This is a genomic window from Streptomyces sp. NPDC005774, assembly GCF_042871645.1.
Classification (GTDB): domain Bacteria; phylum Actinomycetota; class Actinomycetes; order Streptomycetales; family Streptomycetaceae; genus Streptomyces; species Streptomyces pratens.
The window spans coordinates 49,773-69,687 of record NZ_JBIAIV010000045.1; the positions used below are offsets into that span (position 1 = coordinate 49,773).

The following is a 19,915-nucleotide window of genomic DNA, read 5'->3' on the forward strand; positions in this document are numbered from 1 at the left end:
AGGGCGGAGCAATCAGGCCCGTTGCCGTCCGAGAAGTCCGAGGAAGCCGAGAAGTTCGTACTGCCGAAGCGGCTCACGGTCGGCCTGCCGAGCCGGGGCCCGCTCCTCACCGACGACATCTGGGACCTGCGGTGTGTGCTTCCCCGTACCTGGCGGACCTGGCGGCTCGACTTCACAAAGGTCAGCGATCCGGTGACGCGACGCACAGCGAAGGAGTACGTCGCTTCCCGCCTCCACCGGGGCTCGCTGGGGCTGGGTCCGCTCAAGGCCACGGCGGCGGCCGGAGAGCTCCGCACCTTCGCCACCGTCGTCAGGGATCTACGGGAGGCGGGTGCCCCGCGGTTGTCCGACGTGAACCGCACCCACCTGGACACCGTGCTGAAGAAGTGGAAGAGCAGCCCGCACACTGCCACTCGTCATATCACCCTCCTCAAGCACCTGTCGGCGCACGGGCCGTTCCTGTCCGAAGACCGGCTGAGTCTCCTCCCCTGGAACGGCCGCAGTGCCTACGGCGTCGCCGGCGTGCAGCGGGTCAAGGGCGAGAACATCACGCCCCGCATCCCCGAGGAGGTCCTCGCGCCTCTGCTGCGGGCTGCGATCTTCTATGTGGAGACGGCGAGCGGTGACATTCTCGCCACTCAGGGAGAGATCGCTGCACTCGAAGCAGCGCGCAGGGGCCAAAACCTCGGCCATGGCCAGGCACGCGAGCGAGTACTGGCCTTCATCGCCAGGCGTCGAGCCGCCGGCCGGGGCATCCCCGCGGTTCCTCTTGCGGTCGCCCACACCGTGCCCGACGCTCTCGCCGTCGACGGAGTGCTGCAGAGCCCCAACCACAGCCTCGTCTCCCTGCTCGCCGGCTGCGGGAAGGCCGTACACCTGCGCGTGCTGACGGCCGAAGCCGGAGAGAGCCTCGGATACGAGGAGGGCGGCCTGGACACGCCGATGTCGACGTGGCCGGGCTCGGGTCGGCCGTGGCGATCCCGGCTCAGTCCCTTCACCCTGGCCAACGAGCTGTCGTTCCTGCGCACCGCGTGCTGGATCGTCATCGCCTACCTGTCGGGGATGCGCGACGCGGAAGTGCGTGAGCTGGGCCGTGACTGTGCGGTCACCGAGTTCGGAGCCGACGGACGGCCCCGGTACAAGATCCGCGGCAGGGTCTACAAGGGCAAGGGACGCAGGCTCGGTGGGGAGGAAGCCGAGTGGGTGGTCCTGGATATTGTGCACCGGGCCGTTGCCGTACTGCGGGAGATCAACGATGATCCCAGCCATCTCTTCGGCTACGACGGTGGTGGGCGCAACGGCCATGTCCTGCTGAGCAACATGCCCCGGCGCATCAGGGCCTTCCGGGACCACCTCAACGAGTTGTTCAGCACTCAGGACGGTCTCTATGTGCCGGTGCCTGACATGTTCCCGGTGGGGAATGTCCCGCCCCTGGAGGAGGCATCCCAGGGCGGCACTGAAGACGGGGCGGAGTCCACCGCCCTTCCTTGGGGCTTCGACACCCGGCAGTTCCGCCGGACCCTCGCCTGGCACATCGCCCACCAGCCGTTCGGCGTGGTCGCAGGTGCCCGCCAGTACAAGCACGCGGCAATCACCATGTTCGAGGGATACGCGGGAACCTCCGCCTCCGGCTTCGCGGACGAGGTCGCCGCAGAGGAAGCCGTCGCCAAGCTCGACTACGTCGAGGACCTCTACCACGACTGGAACGAGGGCGGGCGCTCCGCAGGCGGCGCCGCCCAGCGGATCGAGGCCGAGTTCGACCGCATCCGCAGCGAACTCGGCGACCTGCCAGGCGCAGTAGCGAGCCCCTCCCGGCTGCGGACGCTGCTGCACCACCTGACGAAGACCCTGCACCCCGGTGTCCTCAACGACTGCTTCTACCAAGCTGAGACTGCCGTCTGCCGCAAGCGCGCCAAGCCCCTGGGGCGTCCTGTCCCCATGCTCGGCATGTGCATGCGCTGCCCCAACTCACGCCGCACCGCCGTCCACATGCCCCGCCTGAAGCGAGCACGTGACATGGCCCAGGCCGAACTCGGTGAGGCCACTGGCCTTCCGCAGCTCCAGCAGCTCGCCATCACCGAACACCTGGCCACACTCACCCACCTGATCGCCGAGATCGACCACGAGGACACCCGACGATGACCGACTCCACGGACGAGACCCTCCGAGCCGCCCGCACCGCCTTCGCGCGCCTCGCCCGGGAGAACCCCGGCCCGACCGACATCGACCGCAGGATCATGCGCGCCTTCGAGCAGCTCATGCTCGGCCGACCCGAGATCACCGACGGCCGGACCTCGGCGGTGAACATCTGCGCCGAGGCTGGTGTCTCCCGGGCCTCGTACTACCGCTCACCGGTCTCGGCGGCGATCAAGGAAGTCCTCGGCGCCCCGCAGGCCAAGCGGCCCGAGGCCGACGAACTCAGGCAGGAGATCGCCCAGCTGAAGAAGACCATGCGGGAACTCCACAGCGACAAGGCCACCGAGATCCGGGAGCTGCGATCGACCCTCGCGGCGTACGCGAACCAGATCCAGATCCTCACGCTCCGCAACGCCGAGCTGGAGTCGGACGCGCGCCAACTGCGCCAAGCGCTGTCGGAGCAGCATCACAGCACAGTGACGCCTCTCCGGTGAAGCTCCACGGCTCCACAACCGACTTTCCACCACTCACGGGAGGCGTTCGAGCACTGGGTTCCAGGCGAACCAGTCCAGCACGTCGGCACCCAAGTCGTACGGAGCCCAGAGGAGCGCCCGCTCAACCTCGGGCAAGTCGTCATGGACGATGGCGGGAGCCTTCTCCATGAACTCGGAGAAGTCCATCTCATAGACAGAATTGAGACGCTCCACGAAGTCGGGGTCCGCCCCTCGAATACGGTCGATCGCGGCACGTGCACGAGGCTCCCATGCAGGCATCCCGAAGTGGTCGGACCCACCCATGCTCGATACCGCCGCCAGGAGCATGAACTCCTCGGACGAGAACTTCTCCTCCAGGAACATGAGGTAGTTGACACGTTGCTTTGCATGCTTCTTGATCTCACCCAGCGCGCCGAATCCGAACTGTGTCAGTGTGCCGGACGTTCCCGGCCAGATGAGTTCACGATCGAGGATGAGCCTCTCGAATTGCAGGAGCGCATAACTCGCATCGCTCCTCACGGCTTCAAGTGCCTGGTGATAGACCCATGTGTTCCGCGCGAACATGACGCCGTCATGCAGACCGTTGCGACGCCCCCGCGCCCCCGCGTGGGCGTCTTCGATGGGGCCGTTACGCCAGACCAGCTGGGTGATACCGACCGCAGCCGCGTTGGCGAGGTTGCCCGCCTCGGGAGTGACTCCGAGGGAAGCCAGGTGTTTCCGCGCATACGAGATGGCCGTCGCGTAGTCGAACTCGGTCTCTGTCACGAACCCCTCCAGTACTCAACTCCCCCGCGCCGGGCCGCGTCATGATCCTCGCTTCACCCGCTGCACTGATCCATCATCGCTCGCCTGTCCGCCGACGTCACCGAAAGCTCGTATTTCTCCGCCACCTGCGCAAACCGCACCGAGTACGAGCAGCGAATCGTCTTGTTGGGCGGCAGCCAGGACGCCGGTCCCGAGTCCCGTTTGGCGGAGTTCGTGGAGCCTGAGACTGGCAAAAGATTCAGCACATCGTTGGCGAAGCGCTGCCGCTTCGCCTTGTCCCAGCGTGCAGCACCCATCTGCCAGGCGTACGACAGCGGCACCACGTGGTCTATCTGCACCTCGGTGGCTTTCGACTTCTTCCAGGCGATGTCCTTGCCCGTGTACGGGTCGTACAGGTTCATCGACACGACCACGCAGTCCGAACCGGTACGGAACCTGACCTCCTGGCCATTGAGTTTCAGCAAGTCGTTCCGCGTGTCACAGCCATTCCGTGCCAGCGGCACGCCATCCGCTGTGTCCATCCAGGCGTAGCCGAACTCGTCACGGGCGTACCCCGTCTTCGGCCCCCGCCCCTTGGTGGACACCTTGGAGATCAGCTCATACGCCGCCGCCTTGTCCTCATCGGAGGAGATCGCGGCCAGGCCCGGCTTCGTTCCGTCAAGGTTGGCCAACGGGCTGGTTCCCTGCTCGCCAGAGATCGACGTGCCCTCGCCCGATGGGCCGTCCCCGTCAGGCAGGCCGCTTCCCGTGCAGCCCGCCAGGGCCACCCCGAGAGTCAGTACGGCACCGACGGCACGCCCACGAGCAGCCCGGCCCTTATGTCCCGTCACTTCCGTCCCCTTCATCGGCCATCCGGCGAGAGGCCGCCTCGCGTGAGACACCGCCCAGGCACTCGGCCACCTTGCCCCTGAGACACATCACCGTAAGACACCTAAGCCGCCAACATAAGGTCGTTGGCCAGTTGCTTGCGCTTGCTCTCCGGCCATCGGGCGGCGCCCATCTGCCAGCTGTAGGACAGCGGGACCACGTGGTCTATCTGCACCTCTGTGGCCTTCGCCTTCTTCCAGGCGATGTCCTTACCGGTGTACGGGTCGTACAGGTCCATCGCGACGACCACGCAGTCGGAACCTGAACGGAACTGCACGTGCCTCCCATGGAGTTTCAACAAGTCGTTCCGCGTGTCACAACCATTCCTGGCCAGCGGCACCCCGTCCGCCGTGTCCATCCACGCGTAGCCGAACTCATCCCGCTCGTAGCCCGTCTTCGGTCCACGACCTTTTGTGGTGAGCCCCTGGATGAGCTTGCGCGCTTTGGCCTTGTCCGCTTCCGACGTGAGCGCGGCGAGCCCCGGCTTCGTCCCGTCGGGATTCGTCAGCGGGCTCACCGCCTGGCCGGCGGCTGCGTCCGGTCGGGATCCTGCGGAATTTCCTCCCGGCTCCAGGCCATCACAGCCTGCGACGAACGCGGCGACGACGACGGCCGAAAGCACAGCATTCTTCCCGCGAGTCCGCAGGGGCCCGTGACTCATGTGCCTCTCACTATGCACAGCTGATCACACCCTGCATACGCTGCGAGAACAGCCCCATTACAGCGCGAACCATAGAGATAATCCGCGTGTCACACCCGTTCCTCGCGAAGGGGACGCCGTCGGCCGTGTCCTTCCAGGCATAGCCGAACTCGTCGCGGTCGTATCCGGTCCTCGGTCCGCGCCCCTTGGTCTTCACCGTCTCGATGAGTTCGCGTCCGGTGGTCCGGTCCGCCTCCCCGGTCAGCGGGGCGAGGCCCGGTTCGATGCCCTTCGGGTTCTCCAGGGGGCTGACGACCCGTCCGTCCGGGACCTGTGCCGTGCCGTCGCCCGCGCCGGGAGAACCGCCCTCCTCGAGGGCCTCGCAGCCGGCGAGGAGCAGCACGGCGGCGGCCAGCGCCGGGGCCGCGAGGCCGGTACGGCGCAGGACCCCGGGCGCGCCCTCGCGGCGCACCCGCCCGCCGGCCGCCCCCGCACGTCCCGCTCCGCCCCGCCGCACGCCCGCCGGGAAAGTTGTCGAGTGCCGCCTCACGGCGCCCCCTTTTCCTTGCACCTTGCACCCGTCCTCGAGCGGCCGGGATCTCACTGTCTCCACGGTAGCCAGCGAGAGGTCCAGACCACATCAGCACAAAAGGGGCATTCGTCGCGCGTTCCGCGTAGGGTCGGTGCTGAGTCACCCGGGAAGGAGCTCCGGATGGGCATCTTCGACAAGTTCAAGAGCAGCCGCGCGGCACAGGACAAGGCGAAGAAGGCCTCCGACGCCGCGGAGAAGAAGATCAACGAGAGGACCGGCGGCAAGTACGAGGACCAGATCGACGCCGGGCAGCGGCAGGCCGAGGAGCGGCTCGGCATGAAGCGGGACCAGGACCGGGACCGGGGCCAGGACCGCCCTGGTCAGGCGTAGCCCCCGGGCCCTCGCCCGGCCGCCGGACCGGAACACACCGGGAAACCCGGACGATCCGTCGTGTGCGGCCCGGCCCCGCGAGGGAGCCGGGGAGCCCGCACGACGGCGCCGCCGCACCGTACGTCACCACGACCCGACGTGACTCCAAGCCGGGAACCGCCCACGGACTCCCCTCCCCGTGGGCGGTTTCGCGCATCCGGGCAGCCCCGGGCACGGCAGGACCTGCCGGATCACGACCCCAGGATCGACGTCAGGAACTCCCCGACCCACGCCAGCAGCTCCCGGCCGACCAGCGGCTTCCCGCCCACCTTCGCGGTCTTCGGGCGGGGCACCAGCACCTGGTGCGCGGTCGGCTTGATGACCGTGCCGGGATAGAGCCGCTTGAGGCGCAGTTCCTGGGACTCGCGCAACTCCACCGGCGCGAACCGGATGTTGTTGCCCTGCAGGACGATCTCGCCGACACCGCACGCGCGGGCGAGCATCCGCAGCCCCGCCACCAGAAGCAGGTTCTCCACCGGTTCAGGCAACTTGCCGTAGCGGTCGACGAGTTCCTCGCGCACCGCCTTGACGTCCTCCTCCTTGTCGGCGGCGGCGATCGCACGGTACGCCTGGAGCCGCAGCCGCTCGCCGGGCGCGTAGTCGTGCGGGACGTGCGCGTCGACGGGCAGCTCGATCCTGACCTCGAGCGGCGGCTCCTCCTGGAGCTCACCGGTCTCCAGCTGGCGCCGGTAGTCCGCGACGGCCTCGCCGACCATCCGGATGTACAGGTCGAAGCCGACGCCCGCGATGTGGCCCGACTGCTCGCCGCCGAGCAGGTTTCCGGCGCCGCGGATCTCCAGGTCCTTCATCGCCACGTACATGCCCGCACCCATCTCGGTGTGCTGGGCGATCGTCGCGAGCCGCTCGTGCGCGGTCTCCGTCAGCGGCTTCTCCGGCGGGTACAGGAAGTACGCGTAACCGCGCTCCCGGCCGCGGCCGACCCGGCCGCGCAACTGGTGCAGCTGGCTCAGGCCGAAGTTGTCGCCGCGTTCCACGATCAGGGTGTTGGCGTTGGAGATGTCGATGCCGGACTCGACGATCGTCGTCGACACCAGCACGTCGAACTTCTTCTCCCAGAAGTCGACGACGACCTGCTCCAGCGCCGACTCCGACATCTGCCCGTGGGCGGTCGCGATGCGCGCCTCGGGCACGATCTCGCGCAGCCGGGCCGCCGCGCGGTCGATCGACTCGACCCGGTTGTGGATGTAGAAGACCTGTCCCTCACGCAGCAGTTCACGGCGGACGGCCGCACCGATCTGCCTCTGGTCGTACGGACCGACGAAGGTGAGCACCGGGTGGCGCTCCTCCGGCGGCGTGGTGATCGTCGACATCTCGCGGATGCCGGTGACCGCCATCTCCAGGGTGCGCGGGATCGGGGTGGCGGACATGGTCAGCACGTCGACGTTGGCGCGCAGCTTCTTCAGCTGCTCCTTGTGCTCGACGCCGAACCGCTGCTCCTCGTCGACGATGACCAGACCCAGGTCCTTGAATGTGGTCTCCGAGGAGAACAGCCGGTGGGTGCCGATGACGACGTCCACCGAGCCCTCCCTCAGCCCCTCCAGGACCGCCTTGGCCTCCGTGTCGGTCTGGAAACGGGACAGCGCCCGCACGTTCACCGGGAACTGCGCGTACCGGTCGCCGAACGTGCCGAAGTGCTGCTGCACCAGCAGCGTCGTGGGGACGAGGACGGCGACCTGCTTGCCGTCCTGGACGGCCTTGAACGCGGCCCGCACCGCGATCTCCGTCTTGCCGTAACCGACGTCGCCGCAGATCAGCCGGTCCATGGGGACCGTCTTCTCCATGTCCTCCTTGACCTCGGCGATGGTGGTGAGCTGGTCGGGCGTCTCCACGTACGGGAAGGCGTCCTCCAGCTCGCGCTGCCAGGGCGTGTCGCCGCCGAAGGCGTGCCCGGGGGCCGCCATGCGCGCGCTGTACAGCTTGATCAGGTCGGCGGCGATCTCCTTGACGGCCTTCTTGGCGCGGGCCTTCGTCTTGGTCCAGTCGGCGCCGCCGAGCCGGTGCAGGGTGGGTGCCTCACCGCCGACGTACTTGGTGATCTGCTCCAGCTGGTCGGTGGGGATGTAGAGGCGGTCGCCGGGCTGGCCGCGCTTGGCGGGGGCGTACTCCACCACCAGGTACTCGCGGGTCGCGCCCTGCACCGTGCGCTGGACCATCTCGATGTAGCGGCCGACGCCGTGCTGCTCGTGGACGATGTAGTCGCCCGGCTCCAGGGTGAGCGGGTCGATGGTCTTGCGGCGCCGGGCCGGCATCCGGGCGCCCTCGCGGCCGGATGCCTTCTGGCCGGTCAGGTCGGTCTCGGTGAGCACCACGAGCCGGAGCACGGGGTCGACGAAGCCGTGGTCGATGCAGCCGCAGGCGACGTGCACGAGAGACGGGGCGATCTCACCGAGGTCGCCCGTCCCCGCCTTCCCCTCGGCCCCGGCCAGGCGGGCCGGGATGCCCTCGCCGCCGAGCACCTCCACGGTGCGGGCCGCCGGGCCGTGGCCCTCGGTGACGAACACCGTGCGCCAGCCGTCGGCGAGCCAGCCCTTGGTGTCGGCGAGCGCCCGCGCGGTGTCGCCCCGGTAGCTCTCCGGGGCGTGCATGCCGAGGGTGAGGGTGTCCGACCCCCCCGCCCCGGCGTCGTCGGACGCGAACGTCTCGTCGGCGGCGAACGGCGACACCGACCACCACATCGTCCCCAGCTCGCGGGCCCGCTCACGGACGTCCACGAGGGACCGCAGGGAGGCCGCGCCGACGTCGATGGGTGCCTCGCCGCCCTGGGCGGTGACCGCCCAGGACGCCTGCAGGAACTCCTGCGAGGTCGCGACCAGGTCCGCCGCACGGGTCCGCACCCGCTCCGGGTCGCACACCACGCCCATGCTGCCCTCGGGCAGGACGTCGAGCAGCAGTTCCATGTCGTCGACCAGGACCGGCGCGAGGGACTCCATGCCCTCGACCGCGATCCCCTCGGCGATCTTCCCGAGCAGCTCGCCCAGCTCCGGGTGCTGTTCGGCCAGCACCCGCGCGCGCTCCCGTACGTCCGCGGTGAGCAGCAGTTCCCGGCAAGGCGGGGCCCACAGACCGTGCTCGGCGATCTCCAGGGACCGCTGGTCGGCGACCTTGAAGTAGCGGATCTCCTCGACGTCGTCGCCCCAGAACTCCACCCGGAGGGGGTGTTCCTCGGTGGGCGGGAACACGTCGAGGATGCCGCCGCGTACGGCGAACTCGCCACGCTTCTCGACCAGTTCCACACGCGCGTACGCGGCGGCGGCGAGCGCCTCGACGGTCTCGTTCAGGTCGGCGCTCCCCCCGGTCCGCAGCGCGACCGGCTCCAGCTCGCCCAGGCCCTTGACCTGCGGCTGGAGCACGGACCGTACGGGCGCGACGACGACCGACACCGGGCCCGTATCCGGGTCGTCCGCGCGGGGGTGCGCCAGCCGGCGCAACACGGCCAGGCGGCGTCCCACGGTGTCGCTGCGGGGGCTGAGCCGCTCGTGCGGCAGCGTCTCCCAGGACGGGTACTCCACAACCCCCTCCGGCGGAAGCATGGAGCGCAGGGCCGCCGCCAGGTCCTCCGCCTCCCGGCCGGTCGCCGTCACGGCCAGCACCGTACGGCCGGTCTCCCGGGCGAGGGCGGCGATCGCGAACGGGCGGGCGGCGGAGGGACCGACCAGATCGACGTGCATGCGGTTGCCGTCGGCGGCCGCCGAGATCGCTTCCGCGAGGGCGGTGTCCTTGACGACGGCGTCCAACAGACCGTGCAGGCTCATTCGGGGCGCTTCCATCCGGAGGTGTGCAACACGACAGGCCCGACACGCGCCGCGGGCCGGGGGTCTCCAGCGTACGACGCCCGGACGCCGCGCCCCGCCGGGCGGCGTCCGGGGACGGCGGACGGCATGGGCGGCGGACGGAGCACGGCCCCGGGCGGCGGACGGCGACGGACAGCCCTCCTCGAACCACCCGTGTCGCTACAGCCGGTAGATCGTTGATACTACCGTGACTACAGAAAGTTACGGAGACGTGCTGTTCTCATCGGCACGCCACAACGAACAGACACGTCTGGACGGACTCACCCGGGCCCTGGACCCGGTCTCCTTCCAAACCCTGCACGACCTCGGTGTCGGACCCGGCTGGCGCTGCCTCGACGTCGGAGCGGGGACCGGTACGGTCAGCACCTGGCTGAGCCGGACCATCCACGGACCGGTCACCGCGGTCGACCGCGACATCACGTTCCTGGCACGGAAGCGGTCCCACCTCGATGTCGTCCACGCGGACATCAACCACACCGACTTCCCTCCGGGCGAGTTCGACCTCGTCCACGCCAGGCTGTTGATGATGCACCTGCGGCAGCGGGAGGAGCTGCTGCCCCGCATGCTGTCCTGGGTGCGGCCGGGAGGGCTGCTGGTGCTCACCGACGGTGTCTCACTGCACCCCGAGCAGTACCACCATCCCGCCTACCGCGAGGTGATGACGGGGCACTTCCGCATGATGGCGAACGTGATCGGCAGCGACCTCCACTTCGCCTCCCGGTATCCGCAGATCCTCACGGACCTGGGACTGGCCAAGGTCGGTCTGCTCGCGCACCACCCGATCATCGGGATGAACCCGGGGTTCGCCACCTTCGTCGCGCACACCATCGAGCAGTCCGAGAGCCATCTGCTGGCCGACGGGATCTCCCAGGCCACGATGGACGAGGCCGTCGCCCACGTGCGCCGGCCCGAGACCCGGGAGATGTTCATCGCGATGCTGACCGCGTGGGGACACAGACCGCACGCGGCCGACCGGTAGGCCCCCGCCCCTGCGCCACACCTATGTGCCGCACCTCTGCGTCACGCTCCTGCGCTCCGCCCTGCGCTCCGTGTCGAGTCCTCCCGCATTCAGTGAAAGCAAGCCCCGTATCAGATGATCACAGTCCCTCCTTACGTTCCACCCCCCGGCCCCTCGCCCGGACTCGACCGGCGCATCACCGAGTTCACCTCTTCCTGCACCCGCATGCTCCTGGCGAACGACGGCCTGACGACCGTCCTCCTCGAAGCGGCGGCGAGGGCTCCCCTGCACGTCCGGATCACCCACACCGCCCGGCTGTCCGCGCATGCCCTCGACGACTCCGGCTCCCGGAGCGCACTGGGTCTTGAGGCGGGCCGGCCGTGCCTGCTGCGCCGGACCCGGCTGGTCACCCCCGGCGGGGTGCCCGTCTCCGCCAACGTCGTGGTCGCCGTGGCCGGCCGCGACGCGGACGTGGACGCGGCGATGATGGCCCCGCAGCCCCTGGGGTACGCGCTGGCCGGCCGGGGCTGCCGACTGGAGCGGCGCCTGCTGCATGTCGGCCACGCCGCCTGGCCCGAGGAACCGGACAGGACCTGCGCGTCCAAGACGTACGTGATGTACCACGCGGGCGGACCGCTGATCTTCGTACGGGAGACCTTCAACCCCGCCTACTTTCCCGCCGGCACGGACGGGGCGGCCACCGCGCATGAGGCGTGCCCGGCGAACGACCCGGCCCGGCCGGGACCTTGAAGAGGCCCGGCCTGCGGGACCGGCCTGCCCGATCCGCCCGGTCCGCCCGGTCCGCCCGATCCGCGGGACCGGCAGGACCGGCAGGACCGGCAGGCGGGGGCCGGGCCGGACGCCGCCACGGGGACTGCGGCCGCCGCCGGCACCCGCACGCACGAAGCCGCCCGGCGCCGGTGGCCCTCCTGGGCTTCCCGGCGCCGGGCGTTCCCCCGCAACCCCGTGTGCGGTGGCCGGTCGCGGCCGCTTCGCCGGGTGGCTGCGCGAAGTCACCGCCGGCCGCCCGGAACCGCGGCTACTCCGTGGCGATCGCGTTCAGGACGTTCATCCGGCCCGCCCGGAACGCCGGGACCAGCGCCGCGAACAGCCCCACGAACGCCGAACCGATGAACACACCGATGATCGTCGGCCACGGGATCTCGAGGACCTTCAGGCCCTCCAACGCGAGGAGCTGCTGGGCGGTGGCACCCCAGCCCATGCCGAGCCCCAGACCCAGCAGGGCACCGAAGAGGGCGATGACGACCGACTCCAGACGGATCATGCGGCGCAGCTGGCGACGGGAGAGGCCGATGGCCCGCATCAGGCCGATCTCCCTCGTCCGCTCGACCACCGACAGGGCCAGGGTGTTCACCACACCGAGAATCGCGACGACGATCGCCAGGGCCAGCAGGCCGTAGATCATGTTCAGCAGCTGGCCGATCTGGTCCTTGAGCGCTTCCTTGTAGTCGGTCTGGTCGCGCACGGTGTACTGCGGATAGTCGTGCAGCGAGTCCTTCAGCGCCGTGTACGCGGCGTCCTGCTGCCCCTCCTTCGCCGTGGCGAAGAGCAGCGTGTCCAGCGGCATCCGGTCGGCCGGGACGTACTTCGCGAGGGTGTCGATCGACGTGTACATCGCACCCGCGTCGACCACGGCGTCGCTGCTGGTGATCGCCCGGACGGTCAGCTTGCCGGTCGACCCGTCCTTGAACGCGATGTCGATCGTCGATCCGAGGCTGATGCCGTGGTCCTCGGCGAACTTCTCGTGGACGGACATCGAGTCGGGCCGGTAGGCGTCGGAGAGCTTCCCCGTCACCGTCTCGACCCGCAGGTCGGTGGCGTACGTCGGGTCGGCCGCCGTGATCGCCGTGTCCTCGAGCGTCTTGCCGTCGGGCGTGGTGAAGTCCGCCTCGGTCCACTTGTACTCGGTGACGCGCTCCAGCTCGGGGGTGTCCTGCACCGCCTTCACCGCCTGCGGGGTGAGCAGTTGGCCGCTGTCGGACTGGATGATGAAGTCCGTGCCGACGGTTTTGTCGAGCTCGTCGGTGGCGGAGGCCACCATGGACGAGCCGACCACCGACAGGCATGCCACCAGGGCCAGCCCGATCATCAGCGCGGCACCGGTGGCGCCGGTGCGGCGCGGGTTGCGCAGCGCGTTGCGCTCGGCCATCCGCCCCACGGGACCGAAGACCCGCAGCACGACGACGCCCAGTACCCGGACCACACCGCTCGCGAGCAGCGGGCCGATGAGTACGAACCCGACCAGCGACAGCACCACACCCAGGCCCAGCCACATCGAGCCCTCCGTGGCCTTTTCCGCCGCCGAGGTGAGGTACAGCGCGAACGCGCCGGCCGCGGTCAGGAACGTGCCGATGCCACCCCGGATCCAGCCGGCCCTCGCGTCCGCGGGGGCGCCCGCGTCGCGCAGTGCGGCCATCGGGGAGATCTTCCCGGCCCGCCGCGCGGGCAGGTAGGCGGCCAGGACGGTGACCACGACACCGAGGAGCAGTCCGATCGCCGGAGTCGTCCAGGCGACCGTGAGGTCGTCCGTGGACAGTTCCATGCCGATCGAGCCCATGAGCTTCATCAGCCCGACCGCGAGCCCGACACCCGCGGCCACCCCGAGCACCGAACCGACGACGCCGAGGAGCAGCGCCTCGATCAGCACCGAGCGGTTGACCTGCTTGCGGGAGGAGCCGATGGCCCGCATCAGGCCGATCTCCCGGGTGCGCTGGGCGACCAGCATGGAGAACGTGTTGATGATCAGGAAGATGCCGACGAGGAACGCGATCCCGGCGAAGCCGAGCATCGCGTACTTCATGACGCTCATGAAGCCCTCGACGTCCTGCTGCCCGGCCTCCGCGCTCTCCTCCGCGGTCAGCACCTTGTAGTCGCCGCCGGCACCGCCCAGGGCTGCCAGGACGTCCTTCTTCAGCTGCGCGTCACTGACGCCGTCGGCCGCCGTGGCGTTGACGTTGGTGAAGACGCCGCTCTCACCGATCAGGGCCTGCTGGGCGGTCTTCGTGTCCAGGAAGAAGATCGCGGCGCCGGGGTTGGTGACGGTGAAGTCGGCGATGCCGGAGATCTTCGCGGTGTGCGTGCCGACCACGCTGATCACGCCGATCTCGTCACCGAGCTTCAGGCCGTGCTTGTCGGCGGTGTCGGAGTCGACGAGGACCTGGTCGGAGCCCTGGGGCTCCGCACCGGAGGTGATCTTCATGGTGCGGGCGTCGTTGGCGGTCCAGTTGCCGACGATGGTCGGCCCGCCGCTGGTGGGTGAGAGGCTCTCCTTGTCGCCGTCGACGACGGTCAGCGAGGTGGAGTGCAGCGCCCCCTCCGCCGTCTTCACGCCCTCCACGTCCCGCACATCGGCGAGCACGGAGGCCGGTACGGTCGGCGGCTTGCCGTTGTCGGAGGTGGTCTCGCCGCCGTCGGAGGCGTCCTTGGCGCTGACCGTGACGTCCGACGCCGTGGCCGCGAACAGCTTGTCGAACGTCGTGGACATCGTGTCCGTGAACACGAGCGTCCCGCACACGAACGCCACCGACAGCAGCACCGCCACCGCCGACAGCGCCATCCGCCCCTTGTGCGCGAGGAAGTTGCGCATCGAGGTCTTCAGGATGGTCATGACGTACGCCCCCGAGCGTCGAAGTCCTTCATACGGTCCAGGACCTGCTCGGCCGTCGGCTTGTGCATCTCGTCGACGATGCGTCCGTCGGCGAGGTACAGCACCCGGTCCGCGTAGGAGGCGGCGACCGGGTCGTGCGTGACCATCACGATGGTCTGGCCCAGGTCGTCGACCGAGCTGCGCAGGAAGCCGAGCACCTCGGCGCCCGCGCGCGAGTCGAGGTTGCCGGTCGGCTCGTCACCGAAGATGATCTCCGGCCGGGCCGCCAGCGCCCGCGCCACGGCGACGCGTTGCTGCTGCCCGCCGGAGAGCTGGGTGGGCCGGTGCTTCAGCCGGTCGGCGAGCCCGACGGTCTCCACCACCCGGTCCAGCCACGGCTGGTCCGGCTTGCGGCCGGCGATGTCCATGGGGAGCGTGATGTTCTCGATGGCGTTCAGCGTCGGCAGCAGGTTGAACGCCTGGAAGATGAACCCGATCCGGTCCCGGCGCAGCCGCGTGAGCTTCTTGTCCTTCAGCCCGGTGATCTCGGTCTCGTCCAGGTAGATCTGCCCGCTGGTGACGGTGTCGAGCCCGGCCAGGCAGTGCATCAGCGTGGACTTGCCGGACCCCGACGGGCCCATGATCGCGGTGAACCGGCCGCGGGCGATGTCCACGTCGACGTGGTCCAGGGCGACAACGCGGGTCTCACCGGACCCGTACGCCTTCACGACCTGCCGCGCCCGCGCGGCAACGGCCGTACGCCCACCAGTTCCTTCGTGCTGGGGAATGGTTACAGCCGATGTCACGGTAAGTCTCCTATGTCGGTCAGCAGATGGGAAAGCGGTGCCCGCGCGACCGCCTCCATGTCCGGTGGCCGCTTCGTGCGCGTTCGTTCGACGTGATTCAGTCTGGCGGCGGGGAGGGCCGAACGCCCTGGTGCCCGGCGCAGTCTTCTCCTGGGGAAAACCCCACCCCCGATGGTGTGTTCCGCCGCCCCCAGCGGCGTAAAGCCAGATTAAGGACGCCCCCCGCCCCGTCTCGTCCTCCGCCGGTACGAACTCTCCCCGAGCCGTAGTACGGAGGTACCCCTAGGGGCTCTCCACCGATAGGCGGAGCCCTTCTCAGGGTTGTCTCCTCCCGACGTCCCGGTCAGCCTCCACCCTCACGCCACGTCAGGGTCAAGTACGGGCCGGGTGAGTCGGGGATGCCGGCGCGGGTGGTGCCGTCGGCCCGGCGGGCAGCGGTGAAGGCTCCGCTGCGGGCGCCTGCCCGGCCGACGGGGCGGGCGGGGGCAGGGCGGGGGCAGGGCGGGCAGTCGGAGGCCGGTATCACCGGTGGATGACCGACGCGGCCCCGCACGTCGTGGCGGAGAGCGGCGAAGAGCTCCGGGCCATACCGGGCTCGCTCCGCGAAACGCGGCATGCCGGGGCGCCGTGCGAAGGAATGACTTCGCACGACGCCCCGGCACAGCGCTCAGCCGACCGGCGTCGACACCGCGCCGATACCGTCGATGGCCACCTCGACCAGGTCCAGGGCTTCGGATACCACTGCGGGATGCGAGCCCTCCCCACTCCTTTTGGGGGTGCCGGTCAGGATGGGTCTCCGGGACGGAGCGGCAGCATGATGGACACGTACACGTACGTTGACGCGGCCGCGGCCGCGTCGACGGGGCCGGTCAAGGTGTCGGCGAGCTTCGCGAAGAGCGGGGGGTACGCCGGGGTCGCGGTCGGATACCGCTTCAGGCGCCGACGGCGGTCTGCTCGGGAACGACGAGATCGAAGAACCCCCAGTGCGATCCGACGGGCAGAGTGCCCGACAGAATCCGGCCGCACTTCTGCGTGACGATGTGCGAGGAGCCCCGGTGCTGGCTTCCGGCATGGCTGTCGCGGAAGAAGCGCTGCAACACGCCGTCCCGCATGACCTGAGCACCCGCGAAGCGATGCACCAGCTGACTGATCTCCAGCGCGGTCCGGGTGGCGAGGCTGCAGGCGAGCCGCGACATCGTCTCCTGCTCGTCGTCGAGCGGGGCCTGGGCCGCGAGCGTCGACTCGTTGTCGCGCCAGGTCTCGCGCAGCAGCGCCATGGTGCCCCGGACGTGCGAGAAGTGCCGTGCGTACTCCGCGAAGAACTCGTCACTGGTGACCGGGGACCCCGCTGCGGGGTCCTTGCGCTGCGTCAGCTCACGCAGTTCGTCGAGCATGCGCCGCCCGACCCCCTGCGACCAGGCCGCCTGGTGCAGGCCGGCCAGCAGAGCAGGACTCAGGCCCTGCAGGGAACGGCCCCGCCGGGCGTGCTCCGGGCCGGGGCGGAAGACGTAGGTGTCCTTGATCAGCAGGTCCTCGGCCCGGTAGTCGAGGCTCGCGGTCGCCCGCAGCCCGAGCATGTCCCAGTTGTCGCTGATCCGCAGGGCGGCGCGGGGAACCAGGCAGACCAGCCTCTCTCCCGTCCCCTGGACCGTCACCGCGAGATTGAGGTGCGTGGCCATGGACACCCCGGCCGCGAACTGCCAGGCCCCGCTCACCCGGTAGCCGCCGTCCTCCCGTACGGCCTGGCCGGTGAACGACGTGGACTGCCCCGCCACCAGGGGGAACATGTCCTTGGTGAAGAGTTCGGTCACCGCCTCGTCGCCCAGGTACGCGGCCGCGGCCGCCGTCTCGCTCGCCACGGCGCGCACCAGCCACCCCAGCGAGGAGTCGGCGTGCGACAGCTTCTCCATCACCTGCAGGATCTGCAGGGGAGACGCCTCCATGCCGCCGAGTTCGGCCGGCACCATCAGCTTGAAGACTCCGCTGTCGCGGAGCGCGTCCTGCACCACCGGAGTCGGACGCCGCAGGCGCTCGCCGTCCGCGGCCTCGCTCTGCAACAGGGTGTAGATCGCGTCCAGTTGCTTCAGCAGCCCGGAGAAGTCCTCGTTCACCTGGGTCTGGACCGTCATGACCGGCTCCTCTCCGACCGCGCACCGCCGCCGGCGGTCTCGCTCTCCTGGGCCAGGGCGCTCCACTGACCGCGGTAGAAGAGCAGGGGGTTGGTGTCGTCCTGCTGGCCGTAGGACATCACGCGCCCGAGGACCAGGACGTGGTCCCCGCCGTCGTAACCCGCCCACGGAGTGCACTGGAAGTACGCCAGCGAACCGTTGATCCGCGGCGCGTTGTCGTCGTCGACCCACTCGATGAGGTGGGCGTCCTGCGGCTTGCCCGCGAAGTGGAGGGCGGTGCCGAGCTGGTTGTCGCCGAGCACGTTGACCGCGAAGGGCCGCTCGAGCAGATAGGTCAGGGCCCGCGAGTTCCGCTGCATCGAGACCAGCAGCAGCGGCGGATCCAGGGACACCGAGGTGAAGGAGTTCACGGTGACGCCGTAGTAGCTGTCGCCGGACTGGTACGTGAGCACGACGACGCCCGTGGCGAAGTTGCCCAGGGTGTTGCGAAGCAGGCGGGGATCGGCGAGCGAGGGGACCGCGACGCTCGACGCGAGGGTCTTCGCGTCGGCGGCCTTCTCATAGATCTCGGAGTCCCACATGATGTCGGTCATCCCGAACCTCCTGGAAATCGTGGGTTCGGCCCCTGCGGGCCGGGGTGGGCCGGCGGCCACGTGCCGTGGGGCCGTGGCCGCCGGCGGGGGTCAGACGGCCTCTTCGACGGCTTCCTCACCCGCGACGAACGTGGTGCCGGTGCCTTCGGGCAGCAGGCTCCGCAGGACCGGGTAGGCGGCCAGGGCCAGCACGAACGACACCAGGAAGCCGAGGGCGAAGACGTCGGTGGCCATCAGGACCGTGCCGACGGCGGCGGACAGCACCAGCGTGATGACGCCGGCCCAGTTCCACTTCTCCACCCGGTGGGTGGCCCGGTCGTACCGCGCGCGCCGCACCAGGTAGTAGTCCGCGATCATCACGCCGCACATGCCGAGCGTCATGGAGCCCAGGTACGCCAGGTAGGCGGCGAACTGCTCCAGGATGCCGGCGGCGATCATCACCAGGGCGATGACGTTTCCGATCACCACCATCGCCGCCCGGCCAGGCTTCCACCCGGTCAGGGAGTCGATCAGGTTGACCAGCGACAGCGAGCCCGAGTAGGCGTTGATGGCCTGTGCCTTCGCCTGGGCGGCGTAGATGGTGATGAAGCCCATCCAGCCGGCGAAGATGACGAAGAAGGCACCCGTGTTCTCCATGACGTACGTGCTGCCCGCGGCGCCGGCCGCTTCCTCGCTCAGGCCGGCGTCGTTGGCCATGAGGTGGTCGATGACCTCGGGCATGCCGCCGATGAACACCGGCGAGAAGGCCGGGTCCTGCACGGCGACCTGGCCCACGTGACCGACGAACGTGTAGTGCGTCAGGGCCGATCCGGTGGCGACCACCTTGGCGCCCTTGACGTAGAAGCCGGCGTCGGTCTCCTTGGTGACCCGGATGAAGACGTCCTTGCCCGCGTCCGCGCCCATACCGCGGTCCACCGGGGGGTTCATGATCGCGTGGTTGATGTACCACGTCTTCTCCTGGGCCTTGCGGTACCAGTTGCGCGCGTTGTCCTCGAACCCCCGGTAGAACTCGGCGTTGGCGCCGAGGGTGCCGAGGAAACAGCCCTTGTAGTCGGGGGAGCGGCCCATCCAGCCCCAGGCGATCTTCTGCCACTCGGCGATGGCGTCGCGGGAGGCCACCTGCTCCTCGACGCTCTTGGGCGCCTGGTAGAAGCGGTGGGTGAAGCCTCCCCCCTCGGTGGGCGCGGTGAGGATGCCCTTGCGCGCCGGGTCGTGCAGGGCGTCGTACATGCGAGCGATCATGCGGGCGGAGTTACGGAAGGCGGGGTGCTCGGCAATGTTCTCCACCCGCTCCCCGTAGATCCAGACCTCGCGGCCGTCATTGAGGCTCTCGAGATATTCATCTCCGGTAAAGGGGAGATGATCACGGTTGACAGGGCTGCTTGCCGACTGATTCGCGTTTCCCGTCATCATTGACCGGACCCCTTCTCGTCACACACGGAGCCGGGAAAAGCCATCGATCCGTGCAGCCAATACGTGAACAGCGATCACTCGAGGTGGTTTCCTCATCGATCCGAAACTGCCTACGCCGTCGAATTGCCGGGAAGACTTACACGGGCTATGACACGGGGCAAGAGATGCCGGAGAAGCCAGAAGGAGTCATCAGGGCTCGGGCGCGTCGGCCGGCGACACGCCCGTCGGCCGGAACACCACTCGGACATCCGGCCTGACCTGGGCTTTAAAAAATCTACGCGGGTGCCGGGACCAGGCGAAAACCCTGTTGAAAGTGACGCACATCACATCGATTCATCAAAGTTCACCGACCCTCGAGCCCGATTTCCCTTTCCCTTTCCATTCATGACTCCACGGAGGGGTGCATAGTTTCCCGTATGGCCGGTACGGCTCGCACGACCGGCTCTGCTCATGAGCCGAGCGCACGCCGATGCGCGGCAACAGTTCGAGTCGCCTGCAACCAGCGCTCCATCAGCGGGGTGATCTCACCCTCGCGCTTCCACAGGAGGGTCGCCTGCATAGGCCTGAGCCATCGCGGGGGATCGAGGAGGGTCACCGCATCACGCTTACTCGCGATGCGCTCGGTCACAGGGGCAACCCCAATGGCCATGAGTTAAGCCGTGTGGGGTGTGAGCTGGTGGAGCACGATGGTGCGGGTGACTCGGCGGGTGCCGGGGTCGGTTGAGCTGCGGGTC

At 69.2% G+C, this 19,915-nt stretch carries 15 protein-coding genes and 1 pseudogene; 5 read left to right on the forward strand and 11 right to left on the reverse strand.

The window, feature by feature from the left end:
* Nucleotides 1-21 precede the first annotated feature (21 nt).
* The gene (locus ACFYQA_RS30500) at nt 22-2,142 is read left to right on the forward strand and encodes a hypothetical protein (protein ID WP_388924617.1); all 2,121 of its coding nucleotides are present in this window, start codon (nt 22-24) and stop codon (nt 2,140-2,142) included.
* Nucleotides 2,139-2,630, forward strand: coding sequence for a hypothetical protein (locus ACFYQA_RS30505; protein WP_388924620.1), 492 nt, complete (start codon nt 2,139-2,141; stop codon nt 2,628-2,630). Before ACFYQA_RS30500 ends, ACFYQA_RS30505 begins: the two co-directional genes overlap by 4 nt.
* Before the next feature lie 33 nt (nt 2,631-2,663).
* On the opposite strand, the gene ACFYQA_RS30510 is transcribed toward ACFYQA_RS30505, so the two are convergent.
* The 4 genes and pseudogenes from ACFYQA_RS30510 to ACFYQA_RS30525 all read right to left on the reverse strand — a co-directional run bounded on the left by ACFYQA_RS30510 (nt 2,664) and on the right by ACFYQA_RS30525 (nt 5,452).
* A complete protein-coding gene (locus tag ACFYQA_RS30510; RefSeq protein WP_388924623.1) occupies nt 2,664-3,395 on the reverse strand; it encodes a hypothetical protein in 732 nt (243 codons plus the stop codon).
* 53 nt (nt 3,396-3,448) lie between these two features.
* Nucleotides 3,449-4,240: an HNH endonuclease family protein gene (locus ACFYQA_RS30515; RefSeq protein WP_388924626.1), complete on the reverse strand. Its 792-nt coding sequence runs from the start codon at nt 4,238-4,240 to the stop codon at nt 3,449-3,451.
* A gap of 98 nt (nt 4,241-4,338) precedes the next feature.
* A pseudogene (locus ACFYQA_RS30520) lies at nt 4,339-4,923 on the reverse strand (HNH endonuclease family protein); the annotation flags it as partial.
* A 10-nt stretch (nt 4,924-4,933) separates the two neighbouring features.
* Nucleotides 4,934-5,452 carry a hypothetical protein gene (locus ACFYQA_RS30525; protein ID WP_388924629.1) on the reverse strand — a complete coding sequence of 173 codons (519 nt, stop codon included), beginning with the start codon at nt 5,450-5,452 and terminating at the stop codon, nt 4,934-4,936.
* Between the two features lie 162 nt (nt 5,453-5,614).
* On the opposite strand from ACFYQA_RS30525, the gene ACFYQA_RS30530 reads away from it, so the two are divergent.
* The gene (locus tag ACFYQA_RS30530; protein WP_388924632.1) at nt 5,615-5,824 is read left to right on the forward strand and encodes an antitoxin; all 210 of its coding nucleotides are present in this window, start codon (nt 5,615-5,617) and stop codon (nt 5,822-5,824) included.
* 230 nt (nt 5,825-6,054) lie between these two features.
* On the opposite strand, the gene mfd is transcribed toward ACFYQA_RS30530, so the two are convergent.
* Complete coding sequence (gene mfd, locus ACFYQA_RS30535) at nt 6,055-9,636, reverse strand: transcription-repair coupling factor (RefSeq protein WP_388924635.1); 3,582 nt, start codon at nt 9,634-9,636, stop codon at nt 6,055-6,057.
* A gap of 226 nt (nt 9,637-9,862) precedes the next feature.
* Here mfd and ACFYQA_RS30540 point away from each other — a divergent pair, with 226 nt between their 5' ends.
* Nucleotides 9,863-10,654 carry a class I SAM-dependent methyltransferase gene (locus ACFYQA_RS30540; protein ID WP_388924638.1) on the forward strand — a complete coding sequence of 264 codons (792 nt, stop codon included), beginning with the start codon at nt 9,863-9,865 and terminating at the stop codon, nt 10,652-10,654.
* Between the two features lie 204 nt (nt 10,655-10,858).
* Nucleotides 10,859-11,383: a hypothetical protein gene (locus tag ACFYQA_RS30545; RefSeq protein WP_388924641.1), complete on the forward strand. Its 525-nt coding sequence runs from the start codon at nt 10,859-10,861 to the stop codon at nt 11,381-11,383.
* A gap of 289 nt (nt 11,384-11,672) precedes the next feature.
* Here ACFYQA_RS30545 and ACFYQA_RS30550 read toward each other — a convergent pair whose 3' ends face one another.
* The 6 genes from ACFYQA_RS30550 to ACFYQA_RS30575 form a co-directional block, all read right to left on the reverse strand.
* On the reverse strand, nt 11,673-14,261 hold the full coding sequence (locus ACFYQA_RS30550; RefSeq protein ID WP_388924644.1) for an ABC transporter permease: 2,589 nt from the start codon (nt 14,259-14,261) through the stop codon (nt 11,673-11,675).
* Nucleotides 14,258-15,046, reverse strand: coding sequence for an ABC transporter ATP-binding protein (locus ACFYQA_RS30555; RefSeq protein WP_388924647.1), 789 nt, complete (start codon nt 15,044-15,046; stop codon nt 14,258-14,260). Before ACFYQA_RS30555 ends, ACFYQA_RS30550 begins: the two co-directional genes overlap by 4 nt.
* Before the next feature lie 932 nt (nt 15,047-15,978).
* The gene (locus tag ACFYQA_RS30560) at nt 15,979-17,175 is read right to left on the reverse strand and encodes an acyl-CoA dehydrogenase family protein (RefSeq protein ID WP_388924651.1); all 1,197 of its coding nucleotides are present in this window, start codon (nt 17,173-17,175) and stop codon (nt 15,979-15,981) included.
* Nucleotides 17,172-17,768, reverse strand: a complete 597-nt coding sequence (locus ACFYQA_RS30565; protein ID WP_388924654.1) for a flavin reductase family protein — start codon at nt 17,766-17,768, stop codon at nt 17,172-17,174. The genes ACFYQA_RS30560 and ACFYQA_RS30565 overlap by 4 nt, the downstream gene beginning before the upstream one ends.
* A 90-nt stretch (nt 17,769-17,858) precedes the next feature.
* Entirely contained in the window at nt 17,859-19,181 is a 1,323-nt protein-coding gene (locus ACFYQA_RS30570) for a 4-hydroxyphenylacetate 3-hydroxylase N-terminal domain-containing protein (RefSeq protein ID WP_388924657.1), read from the reverse strand.
* A 448-nt stretch (nt 19,182-19,629) separates the two neighbouring features.
* Nucleotides 19,630-19,809, reverse strand: a complete 180-nt coding sequence (locus ACFYQA_RS30575) for a hypothetical protein (RefSeq protein ID WP_388924660.1) — start codon at nt 19,807-19,809, stop codon at nt 19,630-19,632.
* Nucleotides 19,810-19,915 lie beyond the last annotated feature (106 nt).

Bases quoted from the DNA above. Each gene is read 5' to 3' on its own strand.
- ACFYQA_RS30505 (WP_388924620.1), top strand. From the start codon at position 2,139: ATGACCGACTCCACGGACGAGACCCTCCGAGCCGCCCGCACCGCCTTC.
- ACFYQA_RS30515 (WP_388924626.1), bottom strand. From the start codon at position 4,240: ATGAAGGGGACGGAAGTGACGGGACATAAGGGCCGGGCTGCTCGTGGG.
- ACFYQA_RS30530 (WP_388924632.1), top strand. From the start codon at position 5,615: ATGGGCATCTTCGACAAGTTCAAGAGCAGCCGCGCGGCACAGGACAAG.
- mfd (WP_388924635.1), bottom strand. From the start codon at position 9,636: ATGAGCCTGCACGGTCTGTTGGACGCCGTCGTCAAGGACACCGCCCTC.
- ACFYQA_RS30545 (WP_388924641.1), top strand. From the start codon at position 10,859: ATGCTCCTGGCGAACGACGGCCTGACGACCGTCCTCCTCGAAGCGGCG.
- ACFYQA_RS30550 (WP_388924644.1), bottom strand. From the start codon at position 14,261: ATGACCATCCTGAAGACCTCGATGCGCAACTTCCTCGCGCACAAGGGG.
- ACFYQA_RS30560 (WP_388924651.1), bottom strand. From the start codon at position 17,175: ATGACGGTCCAGACCCAGGTGAACGAGGACTTCTCCGGGCTGCTGAAG.
- ACFYQA_RS30565 (WP_388924654.1), bottom strand. From the start codon at position 17,768: ATGACCGACATCATGTGGGACTCCGAGATCTATGAGAAGGCCGCCGAC.
- ACFYQA_RS30570 (WP_388924657.1), bottom strand. From the start codon at position 19,181: ATGATGACGGGAAACGCGAATCAGTCGGCAAGCAGCCCTGTCAACCGT.